The 13,718-nt window shown below is 34.9% G+C and carries 11 protein-coding genes; 1 reads left to right on the forward strand and 10 read right to left on the reverse strand.

All coding sequences use genetic code 11. The annotated features are described in order from the left end of the window. Nucleotides 1–15: 15 nt before the first annotated feature. Entirely contained in the window at nucleotides 16–948 is a 933-nt protein-coding gene (locus JZO69_RS07255; protein ID WP_207112224.1) for a YitT family protein, read from the reverse strand. A gap of 262 nt (nucleotides 949–1,210) precedes the next feature. Between JZO69_RS07255 and JZO69_RS07260 the strand changes: the two genes are divergently transcribed. Then, a complete protein-coding gene (locus JZO69_RS07260) occupies nucleotides 1,211–1,705 on the forward strand; it encodes a YajQ family cyclic di-GMP-binding protein (protein ID WP_207112225.1) in 495 nt (164 codons plus the stop codon). A gap of 35 nt (nucleotides 1,706–1,740) precedes the next feature. Here JZO69_RS07260 and JZO69_RS07265 read toward each other — a convergent pair whose 3' ends face one another. From JZO69_RS07265 to JZO69_RS07305, 9 genes are all read right to left on the reverse strand, one after another. Then, entirely contained in the window at nucleotides 1,741–1,899 is a 159-nt protein-coding gene (locus JZO69_RS07265; protein WP_207112226.1) for a hypothetical protein, read from the reverse strand. Between the two features lie 4 nt (nucleotides 1,900–1,903). Further along, nucleotides 1,904–2,869, reverse strand: a complete 966-nt coding sequence (locus JZO69_RS07270; RefSeq protein ID WP_207112227.1) for an asparaginase — start codon at nucleotides 2,867–2,869, stop codon at nucleotides 1,904–1,906. A gap of 179 nt (nucleotides 2,870–3,048) precedes the next feature. Continuing rightward, entirely contained in the window at nucleotides 3,049–5,412 is a 2,364-nt protein-coding gene (locus JZO69_RS07275) for an ATP-dependent DNA helicase (RefSeq protein WP_207112228.1), read from the reverse strand. Nucleotides 5,413–5,553: 141 nt separating this feature from the next. Beyond that, on the reverse strand, nucleotides 5,554–6,711 hold the full coding sequence (argJ, locus tag JZO69_RS07280) for a bifunctional glutamate N-acetyltransferase/amino-acid acetyltransferase ArgJ (RefSeq protein ID WP_207112229.1): 1,158 nt from the start codon (nucleotides 6,709–6,711) through the stop codon (nucleotides 5,554–5,556). Between the two features lie 233 nt (nucleotides 6,712–6,944). Next, on the reverse strand, nucleotides 6,945–7,625 hold the full coding sequence (locus tag JZO69_RS07285) for a Bax inhibitor-1/YccA family protein (protein ID WP_207112230.1): 681 nt from the start codon (nucleotides 7,623–7,625) through the stop codon (nucleotides 6,945–6,947). Next, complete coding sequence (locus tag JZO69_RS07290) at nucleotides 7,618–8,100, reverse strand: MaoC family dehydratase (RefSeq protein WP_207112231.1); 483 nt, start codon at nucleotides 8,098–8,100, stop codon at nucleotides 7,618–7,620. The genes JZO69_RS07285 and JZO69_RS07290 overlap by 8 nt, the downstream gene beginning before the upstream one ends. Nucleotides 8,101–8,238: 138 nt before the next feature. Continuing rightward, nucleotides 8,239–9,576: a UDP-N-acetylmuramate--L-alanine ligase gene (murC, locus tag JZO69_RS07295; protein ID WP_207112232.1), complete on the reverse strand. Its 1,338-nt coding sequence runs from the start codon at nucleotides 9,574–9,576 to the stop codon at nucleotides 8,239–8,241. Between the two features lie 410 nt (nucleotides 9,577–9,986). Next, complete coding sequence (locus JZO69_RS07300) at nucleotides 9,987–12,281, reverse strand: toxin Cry1Ac domain D-VI-related protein (protein ID WP_207112233.1); 2,295 nt, start codon at nucleotides 12,279–12,281, stop codon at nucleotides 9,987–9,989. 450 nt (nucleotides 12,282–12,731) lie between these two features. Further along, nucleotides 12,732–13,646 (reverse strand): hypothetical protein, encoded by a 915-nt coding sequence (locus JZO69_RS07305; protein WP_430733254.1) that lies wholly within the window; start codon nucleotides 13,644–13,646, stop codon nucleotides 12,732–12,734. Nucleotides 13,647–13,718: the final 72 nt, after the last annotated feature.

Raw genomic sequence — 13,718 nt, forward strand, 5'->3', positions numbered from 1 at the left:
CACAACTCAGACAGATTATTTACTTTTTTTATGTTTTTTTAATTCTGGAAAGCTCCCAGTACGTTTAAAAATCCGTTGTTCATCTTCATTCGCAAATCTTCCCAATACGGAATGCGTAGGAATTATATTCATAAAAGCATTCTCATCCACTTCATAGACAATTTGCTCTAAATCATAGAGTTCATAACGCGTGATCACGATCATGATCATTCGTCCTTCTACACCAGAATAGCCACCCATAGACGGTAACAATGTCATTCCTCGAACCATTTGTTTTGAAATTGCTTGAGTAACAATTTCTGGATTTACCGTCACGATCATAGCAGTAACTTTTTGATGACTTGTATGAATCATATCGACTACTTGAGTCATACAATAAATCGAAATAATTGTATACAATGCACTTTCCCAATCAAAAACAAAACCCGCAATCACAACAATGATCCCATTTAGCATAAACATATAATTTCCAACCGTTTTACCAGTCGTTTTAGATAAAACCAGCGAGATAATATCCATACCACCCGTAGTAAACCCCATTTTAAGCGATAATCCTGCACCAATCCCTATCAGAACTCCACCCGCAATCGCGTTCATCAACGGATTCGTTGTGATCACTTCAATTGGAATCAAAATCGTTGTCAACGAAACCCATGCCACATTTAAAAAACTATAAATTGTTGATACTTTTCCTAATTTTAAAAACCCTAGAACAAAAATTGGAATATTTAATAACAAAATAAAAAGACCAGTATCAATCGTGATCCCAAGATTTGTATGCAATAACGTTGCAATAATCTGTGCCACACCATTCATTCCAGCAGAAAAAACTTTGGCCGGAATCAAAAAAAAGTTTAAACTAATCGCTACTAAAATACCCGTAACGAAAATAACAGCAAATTTTTTCAACGTTTCACTTTGTTTATATGAAATAACCCACTTACTCAATTAGATCCTCCTCTTTAAGAAAAGCTGAACAGTCGTTCCAGCTTTGATCCATCACTTATTTAACAGTAAAATTCTCCTGAATTAGAATAACAGCTCGCTGTAAAAAAGAAAAGAAAAATTGATTAAAATGAGGATTATTTTATTCTACTTTGGGCTCACAACATCACTTGATTCCTCTATTCTTCAAAAATTGTTTTTCTACTTGTTTCTTCGCTATTTAATGGTACTATAAAAGTAAGAAATAATGAGAGGAGCAATTTTAATGGCAGCAAAAGAAGCAAGTTTCGATGTAACATCTGAAATGAACATGGAAGAAGTCAAAAATTCGATCCAAATCGCATTGAAAGAAATCAAAAATCGTTTTGACTTTAAAGGTTCAATTGCAGATATAAAATTAGAAAACAATAAATTAGTGGTAGTTGCAGAAGATGACTACAAAATCGAACAGGTCAAAGACGTTTTGTTCAGCAAGTTAGTCAAACGAGAAGTTCCTATTAAAAATATCCACTTCTCAACAAGTGAAAAAGCGCTTGGTGGTTCTGCCCGCCAATACGGTGATTTGATTAGCGGAATCGATAAAGATAACGCTAAAAAAATCAATGTAGCAATCAAAAATTCTGGTATAAAAGTCAAATCACAAATCCAAGAAGATCAAATCAGAGTAACTGGAAAAAGCCGTGATGACTTGCAAAAAGTGATTACTTTGCTTAGAAATTTAGATTTACCAGTAGAATTACAATTTACCAATTTTCGCTAATATAAACGCATAAGCCGCTGGAGGAAATTTCCCCGCTACTTATGCGTTTTTCTACAACTGCTTGTTGTTATTTTTCCAGATAATCCATTACTACTGCCCTCACATAAATCCGCAATATCTTTCCCCATTTTGTGTTCTTGAAAAGATAGTTCAGATATTAATGACGGTAATTGCTGATTTCCATTCTGTTTCATTTATCTATTCACTCAAAAACTCTGACAACTCTTGCTGATTTTTACCACTGTTTAAACCAACGATCAAGCGAATACGTGCTTTTGGTCCATTTAGCCCTCTAGAAAAAATAATCCCCATTTTCTTCAGATTAACTCCGCCGCCTTCATAGTCATAAATATCTTCAGCAATTCCATTAGAACAACGAGAAACTAAAACAATTGGAATCTTTCTTGTTAAAAGTCTTTCTATTGCAGGCAGTGTTTCTGGTGGAAGATTGCCTGCCCCTAAAGCTTCAATCACAATCCCGTTGGTTTGGTCATTATCAACCAAATCAAATAAACTACCGTCCATGCCAGCATACGCTTTAATAACGTAAACTTCTCCAGTAACACTATGAATATCACAAACTTCTTGAGGACGAACCTCACTGGCAAAAAACGTTCGCTCCTTAGCGATCATACCAATAGGTCCAAATGTCGGCGTACGGAAGGTCGCAACATTTGTGGTATGCGTTTTTGTTACATAACGAGCGGTGTGAATCTCATCGTTCATCACAACAAGCACACCTTTTCCATAAGAATCATCAGAACACGCTGTCCAAACGGCACTAATAAAATTATATAAACCATCTGTCCCGATTTCATTACTTGAACGCATGGCACCAGTTAGCACAACAGGAATTTTACGTTCCAAGGTAATATCTAAAAAATAAGCAGTTTCTTCTAATGTATCTGTTCCGTGAGTGATTACAACGCCATCAACATCTTCTGAATAAGCCTTCTGGATACGTTGTTTTAATTCTAGCATTCGTTCCAAAGTCATGTGAGGTGAAGGGATATTGAAAATCGGTTCTACAACCAAATTGACTTTTCCTGCTAATAGTTCTTCTTGATCAAGCAATGGATTCATATGATTGGTCGTAACATTTCCATCTGCCTCTTTTGACATGGAAATTGTGCCGCCTGTATGCAAAACTAATATTGTTTTCATTTTTAGTCCCCTTATGATTATTTTGTTTATGCAGACTTAAGGTCTACTACTCAAAAAAGAGCCGATAATCAGAAATTCGGCTTTTTCTATACTAATTATATTTACACAAAAACATTTTTTTATCTCTCAATACTTCTGTTAGTATACCAGTAAGTGTCGTTTTTTTCTATTGACATTATTCAATTCAACTGCCAAAATCGCTGCATCAACTGCTTCGTCTGTTCAGGTGAGTAACTGGTTTGAACCACATTCCAATGTGGTGGAAATAAACGTTGAACAGGCGCTGATGAAAAACGTTGATCCAAAAGTAAAACTACTCCTTGATCTGCTGCATCTCTAATTACGCGACCTGCCGCTTGTAACACTTTATTCATCCCAGGAATCTGGTAAGCAAATTGGAACCCTAGATGTTTTTCTAGATCATAATAACCTTTGATCAATTCTTGTTCATGATTGATTTGCGGTAAACCGACACCCACAATTGCAGTCCCAATCAAACGGCTTCCTTTTAAATCAATTCCCTCTGAAAAGATACCGCCTAATACGCAAAAAGCAACCAATGTTTCTTTGGGCTCTGAAACAAAATCAGCTAAAAAATTTTCCCGTTCCGCTTCATTCATCATCGTTGCCTGAATTTTTGTTTTGACTGTAGGATTTTTTTGTCGGAACATTTCATAAATAATATCCATATAAGAATAAGATGGAAAGAAGACAAAATAATTTCCCTTTTTTTGTTGGATCATATTAGTCAAGCTTTCGATAATTTTGTTATAACTTTTCTCTCGTTCTTTATAGGTTGTCTGAATGTACTTTTCGATCACCAATAATTGATTTTCTTTTGGAAAAGGACTGGGAATTCGATAGCGCAAACTTTCTTCCCCACCACCTAAAACCTCCTGATAGTAATCCAATGGCGTTAAACTCGCTGAAAATAAAATACTTGCTTTTCCTTTATCCAATTTTTGCTGTAAAAGGTACGATGGATCGATACAAAATTGCTTAACACTAATATCGTAGTTTTGACAATTTACATAGGTACAATAATGATCATCATAGCTATCACTTATTTTCGTATAATTCAGTAAGTCAAAGTAAATAGTCAACACTTGATTCAGCTCAGTATGGTCTTGATTTTCCGGCAGCCATTCTTTTATTTTTTCAGCTAACGAATAGGCAACTTTGACCAGAGAATCGATAGGTTCTTTTTGGTGTAAAAATTCTGTAGCTTCATCTTCACAAACTTGTTTGATACGATCAAACTCTTTTTCAATTTTGCTAATCCCTCGGATCAATTTAGTTTGTTTTTTATCAAGCAGTGCTTTTAGTGTAGACAGTTTACTTTTAGACAAAACCGCTGAGTACATTTCCCGTGAACGATTAACTAAATTATGGACCTCATCCACTAAGAAGATATTTTCTTTCACTTCTGTTTGCTCTTCAAAGAAACGTCTTAGATAAACGACAGGATCAAATAAATAGTTATAATCACAAATCACTAGATCGCACCATAAACTAACATCTAAAGACAATTCAAACGGACATAAGGTGTGTTTACGTGCATATAATTCAATCACTTCACGTGTAAATTGATTTTCATTATTCAACAGGTCCCAAAGTCCTTCATTTAATCGATCATAGTAACCGTTCGCAAATGGACAAGCTTCTGGTGTGCAATTTCTTTCTGTTAAAAAACAAATTTTATCCTTTGCGGTTAATGTAACACTCTTTAACTTCAAGTCTTTTTGTTTCATGGCTTCTACTGCATCTTCTGCCACTTGTCGCGTGATCGTTTTAGCTGTTAGGTAAAAAACTCTTTCTGCTTGCTCTTCACCAATCGCCTTTAATGTTGGAAATAAGGTAGAGATCGTTTTGCCTGTCCCAGTTGGTGCTTCAACAAATAGTTTTTGGTCGCTTAAAATCGTTTTATAAACAGCGACTGCTAATTCTCTTTGTCCTGCCCGATAATCTCCATATGGAAAAGGCAGTTTTTTTAATGATTGATTTCGAATCGTTCGCCAGTTTGCTTTAAAAATCAACCATTGTTCATATCTTTGTGTCAGGTCATCAAAAAAAACTTTTAGTTCTTCCTTAGTAAATTCCTTTTTTTGTCGAGTGATTTCTTCTGTTGTTGTTTGATAATAGGTCAATTGTAAGGTGATCATATCCAACTCTTCCTGCTGGCAATAAATATGTCCATAACACATTACCTGATACCAAAACATATCTATTTGCTCATCCAACAACTCTGAAAATGCAGGTTCAGATGTTTTGATTTCATCGATTACGGTTCTTTCTTGCTCATCAATAAAAATCCCGTCTGCACGACCTTCGATTATGTATGTTTGTTGGTTTAATTCTATGTCAATTGCTAGTTTGATTTCTTTTTGATATGAATCTCCGGCTGCTTTTTGAAGCTTCCGATGGATTTTAGCTCCTTCTAACGCTGTATGTTCACTTGTATTTGTATATCTAGCATCAATGCTACCTCTGCGTAAAATAAACTCCACTAATTTGCGGACTGCGATTCTTTGAGTATTCGGCATGTTCCATCCCACCTATCATTTATTTATTATAGAACATACATTCGCAAAATGAAAGAGGAGCGAACAAAACTTTTTCAGTCCTGCTCACTCCTCTTTCAAAAACATAGTGACATGCTTCGATTCTGATAGGATAAGATATCACTACGTCGAATAATCACTATTTATTTTGACATATTCATAACTCAAATCACAGCCAATTACCTCAAAGCTTTCTGATCCTTGATGAAGATCTACCGTTAAATAGATATCTTCATTTTGTTCAATGTACGCTGCAATCTGACTGACGTTTTGCTTTTCTTCATTATTATTTGAAAAAATAGGATACTTGCCATAATAGATTTCTACTTTATTCTGGTCAAAAATCAAACCCTCTGTTTTTCCAAGCGCCATTGCGATACGGCCCCAATTGGGATCATTGCCAAATAAAGCAGTTTTTACTAACGGCGAGTTGATGATTGATTTTCCAGCTTTTTTAGCTTGTTCCTGACTTTCAGCATTCTTAACTGTGACAAACATGGTTTTCGAAGCACCTTCAGCATCCTTTACAACATCTAAAGCGAGTTCTTTACAAATTTGATTTAGTCCTGCTTGCAAGTCTGTTTTTTCAACTTCATAATGACCACTAGCTAAAAAAGCGACCGTATCACTTGTGCTTGTGTCCGTATCAATACTAATTGTATTAAAAGACTGATCGACTGCTGTTTTTAGCATCGGATAAATGGCCTCTTTACTTATTTTAGCATCCGTTAAAATATACGCCAACATCGTCGCCATATTTGGTTCAATCATTCCAGAGCCCTTAACGATACCTAAAATCGTTCCATCATTGACTTTGATACTGCGAACCTTGATTCGTTGATCCGTTGTTAAAATAGCTTGTGCAAAATTCTCGTAAGTACTTTCCAATGCAAGCGAATTATTCTCCAAAAAATCTTCGATCAGTTCGATTGGCAATTGAGGCCCGATCAAGCCTGTTGAAGAAGGCAAAATAGTTTCCTTTTTAATTTGTAGCTTACTGGATAATTGTTCTAAAATCTTATATTCATTTTCTCTACCAATTTTCCCAGTGGCTACATTAGCTATGCCACTAGTCACAACAACTGCCTGCAATTCAGCATTTTTTACATGCTCTTTACCGATCGGTATACATTCACCGCAAAACGTATTCTTGGTAAAGACAGCTGCCCCATGACACAGCTCGTCTGCTACGATCAAGCCAAAGTCTTTTTTTCTTTTTTTTATCCCAACATGTGTGCCATAAAATTTAAATCCTTTTGGTATTTTTTCATACTCTTCCATTTTTTACACCATCCCGTAGATTATTAACTGAACATTAGTAAATCTATATATATTTCTAATTTTATAAAAGTATAAATCAAAGAGAACGGATAGTCAATGGATTTTTAATCAAAAAAATACCTTTAAAAAGAATTTTAATACAAAATATAACCGATTTTCGTATAAAAATCTATATCACGCATAAAAAAACAGTATTCAGATTTCTCTGAATACTGCTCAATCAAACTCTTTAATTAATTATTTTTACCAAAAATACGTAAAAATGCTAAGAACAAGTTAATAAAATCAAGATATAATTGTAATGCGAAGAATACAGCTATTCCTGTTCCTGCTTGTCCGCCTGTTTCATTGTATACTTGACGAATTCTTTGATTATCATATGCGGTAATCCCAGCAAAAATCAAAACCATCAAAATCGAAATGAAAAATGACACTGCACTACTGCGTAGGAAAAAGAAATTAATGACCATTGCAATAATAATACCGATCAAGGCACTATAAGCCGCATGTCCCATTGCTGATAAATCTTTTTTCGTAAACATTCCAACTAATGACATCGCCCCAAAAGTTGCGGCAGCGCTGATAAAAGCACTGACTACTGTTGCTTGAGCGTACATTAGTAAAGTAGCAGAAATCGTCACACCATTTATAATGGAATATGCTATGAAACCACTGATTGCCAAACTAGGATTCTTCTGTGCTTTAAACCCTAAAAATAAAACCAAGCCGATCTCCACAAGCCATAAACCAAAAAATAAACCTGGGGACTTTAATAGTGCAACTAAAACTCCTGGAAAAGCAGTCAATATTAGATATGACACAAGAGCACTTACACCAATTCCCATCGCTAAAAATGCATAGATTTTTGAATAAAACTTGTTTATTCCCGCATTTACAACTGCTCCATTATTCATTTATATTACCTTCTTTCTCTTCTAATTCAGCTAATGTGACCTGAGGCGGCTGAACCATTACGACCGCATCAAGAACACGATCCTCTTCCTCATTGACCACTTCAATCGAAATTGTCACCACATCTTTCATCTTATCCACCTTAATGACTTCAAACTGAAAAGTCAGTGTCTCATAATGAAAAACTGGTTCAACAAAATTCACCGAAAAATTGACTACATGTGAGCCTGGTCCTGGTAAATGTTTTGAAATCGCGCTAGTGATAATTCCCATCAGCATGATTGATGGTACGATTGGTTTGCCATATTCTGTTTTTTGGGCATAATCATGTTGGATATATAAAGGATTGGCGTCGTTGGTTAAGCCCAAATAAAGAAGTAGATCTTTATCTTCGATCGATTCGGTTAAAGACAGCGAATCGCCTTCCTCAATATCTTCGATGGTTTTGCCTAATTTTCTCGGTTTTCCGATATTCAAATTAGTACACCTCCACTAATGATAAGATAATTGTACCAAAATGACAGTAAAAGGCAAGTTAAAAAGAAGAAGCTTCAACAAATCACAAAATGTGTCGTTGAAACTTTTCCATCAAACGATCTTGATCAATCATTTAGTTTATAAAACACTTCTAGTTGTATTACTTAATAGGGTTTCGTAAGCTTGTTCAAATTTTTGAACATCTCCTGCTCCCATAAAGACCATTACGGCATTTTCATGATCTAAAAGAGGAGATACATTCTCTTCTTTGATAACTTGTCCACCTTTTTTAATTTTATTGCCTAAATCTTCAATTTTGACATCGCCTTGTTGTTCTCTTGCTGAGCCGAAAATATCACAAAGATAAACAGCGTCAGCAAGGTCCAATGCTTCCGCGAACTCATCCATCAATGCAATCGTCCGTGTAAATGTGTGCGGTTGGAAAACAGCAATAATTTCTTTATCTGGGTATTTTTGGCGAGCACCATCAATCGTTGCAATGATTTCAGTTGGATGATGTGCATAATCATCTACGATGATCATGTCAGAAACTTTCTTTTCGGTAAAGCGACGTTTTACCCCTTCAAAAGTCAACATTTCATCTGCAACTTTTTTCATATCTAATTTTTCAAAGTAAGCTACCGCAATCACACCTAAGGCATTCATAATATTATGTTGCCCAAAAGCAGGTAAAACAAAGTGCCCCACCAAGTTCTCATCATGATAAACATCAAAAGACGAGCCTTGTGTTGTTCGTTGGATATTTTTAGCCTGGATGTCATCGTCATCTGCTAATCCGTAGTAATAAACAGGTACCTCTGTTTTCAATTGGCGTAAGTATTTGTCATCTCCATAAGCAAAGATAGCTTTTTTCACTTGTTCAGCCATTGTTTGAAAAGCAGAAAAAACATCTTCAATGCTCTTAAAATAATCTGGATGATCAAAATCAATATTCGTCATAATCGCATAATCAGGAGAATAAGCGAGAAAATGACGGCGATATTCACACGCCTCAAAAGCAAAAAATTCAGCATTGGGATCTCCGTGTCCAGTACCATCACCTATCAAATAACTAGTTGGTGCAATCCCTGTTAAAATATGAGAAAGTAAACCTGTTGTACTTGTTTTCCCATGAGAACCAGTTACTGCAATGCTTGTATAAGGTTGAATAAAACGGCTAATAAAATCATGATAACGAATAATTTCAGCACCTAATTCTTTGGCACGAACTAATTCTTCATGCGTGTCTGGGAATGCATTGCCTGCAATAATAATCATATCTTTCGTAACGTTATCAGCATTGAAAGGTAAAATCGTAATACCAGATTTTTCCAAATCACGTTGTGTAAAAAAGTATTCTTTCACATCTGAGCCCTGTACCTTATAGCCTTTTTCAAATAATACCAAAGCTAATGAACTCATTCCTGAACCTTTTATCCCAACAAAATGATGTAACTTATTCTCTAAATTGCTCATTCTAATCCTCTTTTCTTATTCCCTATATAAAACAATTAATTCGCTATTTTATTAAAATCATACTTTTCCAATTATCGTATAAAATCTAAAAATAATCAACCCAAAATGATCGAACATTAAAGGATATAAAAAATGATCCTTAAAAAAAAAGAAAATCAAAAATTCAGAAAATTATCCGCAGTATTTTTCTTATCTCACCTACTTTTTAACTATTTAATTCACAGAAAAAAAGATAAGAGCCAAAAGTAAACATTACTTTTATCTCTTATCTTAAATAAATGGTAGAAGCAAAACGAATTCCTTCTTACTCTCTGGAAATCAAGCTTGTTTCACCCATTCTCTTTTCATTATTTCCTATGATTCGATCCAATGTTTGACTGTATGGTATTTGATCGAACCATCCAAAAATGTTATGGCGCATCCTCAATAATCCACATAATTTCGCTGTTGTAATCTGTATCTGCTCGTACACTTCCTGGTAAAACTTTCAATAGAATTTGTGGTCCCTCCTGTTGATTCAACGTCACTTTGACGTCTCTATTTGAGTCTATTTTTTTTTCTTCATAAAGTACTACAGTATCTTTCGTCGTAATCGGTAGCAGTTGATCTTCATCTTTATAAACCAACCCTGTAGTAGTTGATTCATCCTTGTTATTCTGAAATGGACGTTTCAGTTTCGTTACTAAACGCCAAGAACTTCTTTGAAATCGACTATCCTTCATCGTTAAATCAATTCCTAATTTGCTTGTTACATATTGAGTATTTGATTTAATGATTGGTTCTCCAAAAGAAACTTGTGTAGGAATTTTTTCAAGAGTTAATTCTCCTTTTAATAACTCAACATGGATCGTTTTCTTCAACTGGTTTCCGCTAATTGTAACAGAGTAAACCCCCGGTTCACTTTTTAATGATCCAACTTCAATTTGAAACGTCGTTTCTTTTACTGACCAATCCTCTTTATCCCATACGGTAGCCTTACTTTTATCTAAAATGTATTTTTTTTGATCCTCTAAGTCTTTTGGAAAATCAATCGCCAAAACAGAAAAGTCCTCTGCAAAGAAAATATCTTGATCATTTTCGATTATTCCCTCTGTATAAACAAAGATCGGTACAGTGACAACTAATTTATTTTTGGCTTTATCTGTCAGAGTGATTTCGACTTGTGTTGCCCCTACCTTTGATAGATCCGCTTCTTTGGTAATTGTCATTGTCAATTGATCGACTCCAGCATTATCATCAATGTCTGTCAATAATTCAGTAATCTCCGGCAACGGATCGCCTAGTTTAATTCGTTGCTTTACTGGTGTTGCTTTAGGTGGAAGTGTATCTTTTACTTCTTGTATATCTGATTTTTCGCTCACATTTTTTCCTGCATCGGTTGCAGTAACATAATACCGCTTGTAAGGTTTATATCCGTCTGGTACGGTTAGTGTGAATTGATCGCCCGTTTTTCCTTTCACGGAAGTGATTTCTTTATCATCAGAGGCATCATAGAGTTTAACGGTAGCATCGGTTTCAGCACTTCCTGAAATTTCCGTATCGGTATCTTTCAACGGATTCAACGTAGGTTTAAATGGAGCAACCTTGTCAGTTACTGTCTTTGAGACAGTCTCTTCCTTTCCATTCAAAGCACTTATAATCGTAATTACTTGTCCTCCTCTAAAGTAGTTTCCTTTAGTAAGCTTAAACTCAAAAGCGCCTTTGCTATCAGCTCGAATTAAATATTTTCTTTTATCATCAACCACCCCAGATGAAAGCGTTCCTTCTGTAATTCCCTCATGCCCTGAAAAATACAGAAAAGCTTCTGGGTAAGTTGTCCCCTTAATAGTTTGACTGGATAAGGTTGTTCGATCATCTGTTAATTCTTCTACAGTTAATTTTAATTGTATTTTATCCATCAAATTTTGGGCCTTGGTGATTTCTGCTAATAATGCCGTTTTCGTTTTTTCGTCAAATAATTCTTCTACTCTTGCTTTTGCCTTATCAATTATTGCTTGTGTAGTACTTAACTTGATTGAATTATGAGTTGTATCCGTAAATAAATCCTCTACTAATTTTTTAGATTCAACGATACCATTTTCAAAATCAATAAATGATATATCAGACCAATAAGCCCCATTCGCATTTATCTGATCGTTACTTAGAGCAGAGAGTTCAATTGTCGTTTTATCCGATTTCGCTTTAAATGTTACTCGATCGGTTCTATCCTTCCCCTTGGCCGCATCGCTCTCCGTAAAAGAATTGTTTACCCGAGTATATTCCACAGGAATAAGTGAAGTTTGATCTCCCTCAGATATTCCACCATCTAAAATATCAAATCCATCGGCAGCTTTGTAAGTTTTGCCAGTTGTTTTGATGACTGCAGATTTTGTTTTAACTGAAAATTGATAAGAACGTCCTTTAACAGTTGCTATCTGTTGTCTTACTCCCATGTTCACTCTCGCGTCTATTGATTGTTCAATCGCGACCGTATTCTTTTCACGATTATATAGAAATTTTGCAGAATTTTTCTCTCCATCCCCTTTATACATTACTTGTGGTTCCGTTAAAACAGGAATTGTGGAGATTTTTTTTCTAGCAGACATGGGACTCCATTGATCCCCTTTTAAAAGTGAGTATTTCATCAATGTTTCATCATCTTTTACAATAGTATAATTCTCAGTTTGATTTGTTTCATTTGCTAAACTAGTATTTATATCTTTCAAAAAAACGATACTAACTATCCCAAAAATGAAAAAAGACCAAAAAATTTTTTTCCTCAAATTCCTCATATCCTCTTATAGTTATTTTTTAAAATACGCTTAACTATAGTATACTCAAAGAACGTTTTCAGAAAAAATCAATCTGTGGTCATATTATTAACCAGCTTAGGATAATGAAAGAAATAATTAACTATACTTTTTATTGACCAAGTCCTCTTCACTATAATGATGATATGCAATATCAGGCTTTTATATACATGAATTATTGATATAAAAACAAGGGACTGAGCCATAACTCTTCGAGTTATGGCTCAGTCCCTTAAATTCCAAATAAACGTTAGTAAAAAAGTAGTGACTTTGGAAATAAGATTATTCTACTATCCAAATCAGAATCTAGATTTAATAGCAATTATTTTCAAACCTAACTATTTCTAACCTAATTTTAGTGTAACATTATACAAAATACTTACTATTTTTCAATTCATCACTAGAATCTTCAATAATGCCACTTAATGATTTATCTAAAATTCCACGTTTTTTCTCTTGCTCCGCTTCAGCTACTTTTTGTCCATAGGCTGTTTGACTTTTTGCGTTTTCTTTTGCCGTCTTCAACTCTTTTCTAGAGCGAGGCAAAGTGTGACTAATATCCTCTTCTTTACCAAATCGCTCCATCTCAGGTTTGATTTGTTGGTACTGTCGTCTAGTTACCGGGATTTCAGGTGACTCTTTAGGAATATTAAATTTTTGAACCGTTGGATCTTCATTCCCCTTTGCTTGAAATGCAGCTGGTTCATCGTCAAAGAGTAAATAGGAACTTTTTTCTTTTTTCATAGCTGCAGCTAGTTCTTGCTCTGTCAAAACCGGAGCAGTTGTTTCAGGAATAACCGATGCTGGAATATACTTAGGTACGAAATATGAGCGTGTATCATAAGTAAAATCCTTAGAAAAAGCCGCTTTATTTTTGTTTGGCATTTGTTGAGAACCAAAACCATATGAGCTTTTTTTAGGCATATTGCCGAAGAGATTCGTTTTTTGCTTGGTTGTGCTTGGTTTATTATGAGTCATCATATAATTGGGCAAATTAGATTTGTGGCGTGCTAATTCTTCCATCTGCTCTTGACTATGAGTAACATGTTGATTATTTGTTTGCGTCGGCTGTTTAGACAACACTGGTTGAACCGTTATCGGATCAATCACTGGTGCACTATGATTTTGTGTTATTTGTGTCGTCGTGTTTGTCATTACTGGTTCATCTTGAAATAATGTACGTTTATTTTCAGAAACTAATTTCACGCCTAATTCATCGTCATAGGCTGGAAAACGAAAATGTTTTCTTTTAACTTGTGTTGGGTTTTCCATTCGAGTCATTCCTTTATTCTACTTTCTGTCAATTTTACCATAAAAAAATGGAATTCTAAACAATTTACTTTATCTTTTCTA

It is taken from the genome of Candidatus Enterococcus ikei, from assembly GCF_017316105.1.
In the GTDB taxonomy this organism is placed as follows: domain Bacteria; phylum Bacillota; class Bacilli; order Lactobacillales; family Enterococcaceae; genus Enterococcus_L; species Enterococcus_L ikei.

Excerpts from the sequence above, each read along its gene's own strand:
- argJ (WP_207112229.1), bottom strand. The coding sequence starts at position 6,711 with ATGGAAGAGTATGAAAAAATACCAAAAGGATTTAAATTTTATGGCACA.
- JZO69_RS07265 (WP_207112226.1), bottom strand. The coding sequence starts at position 1,899 with ATGAAACAGAATGGAAATCAGCAATTACCGTCATTAATATCTGAACTA.
- JZO69_RS07285 (WP_207112230.1), bottom strand. The coding sequence starts at position 7,625 with ATGAATAATGGAGCAGTTGTAAATGCGGGAATAAACAAGTTTTATTCA.
- JZO69_RS07275 (WP_207112228.1), bottom strand. The coding sequence starts at position 5,412 with ATGCCGAATACTCAAAGAATCGCAGTCCGCAAATTAGTGGAGTTTATT.
- murC (WP_207112232.1), bottom strand. The coding sequence starts at position 9,576 with ATGAGCAATTTAGAGAATAAGTTACATCATTTTGTTGGGATAAAAGGT.
- JZO69_RS07260 (WP_207112225.1), top strand. The coding sequence starts at position 1,211 with ATGGCAGCAAAAGAAGCAAGTTTCGATGTAACATCTGAAATGAACATG.
- JZO69_RS07305 (WP_430733254.1), bottom strand. The coding sequence starts at position 13,646 with ATGACTCGAATGGAAAACCCAACACAAGTTAAAAGAAAACATTTTCGT.
- JZO69_RS07270 (WP_207112227.1), bottom strand. The coding sequence starts at position 2,869 with ATGAAAACAATATTAGTTTTGCATACAGGCGGCACAATTTCCATGTCA.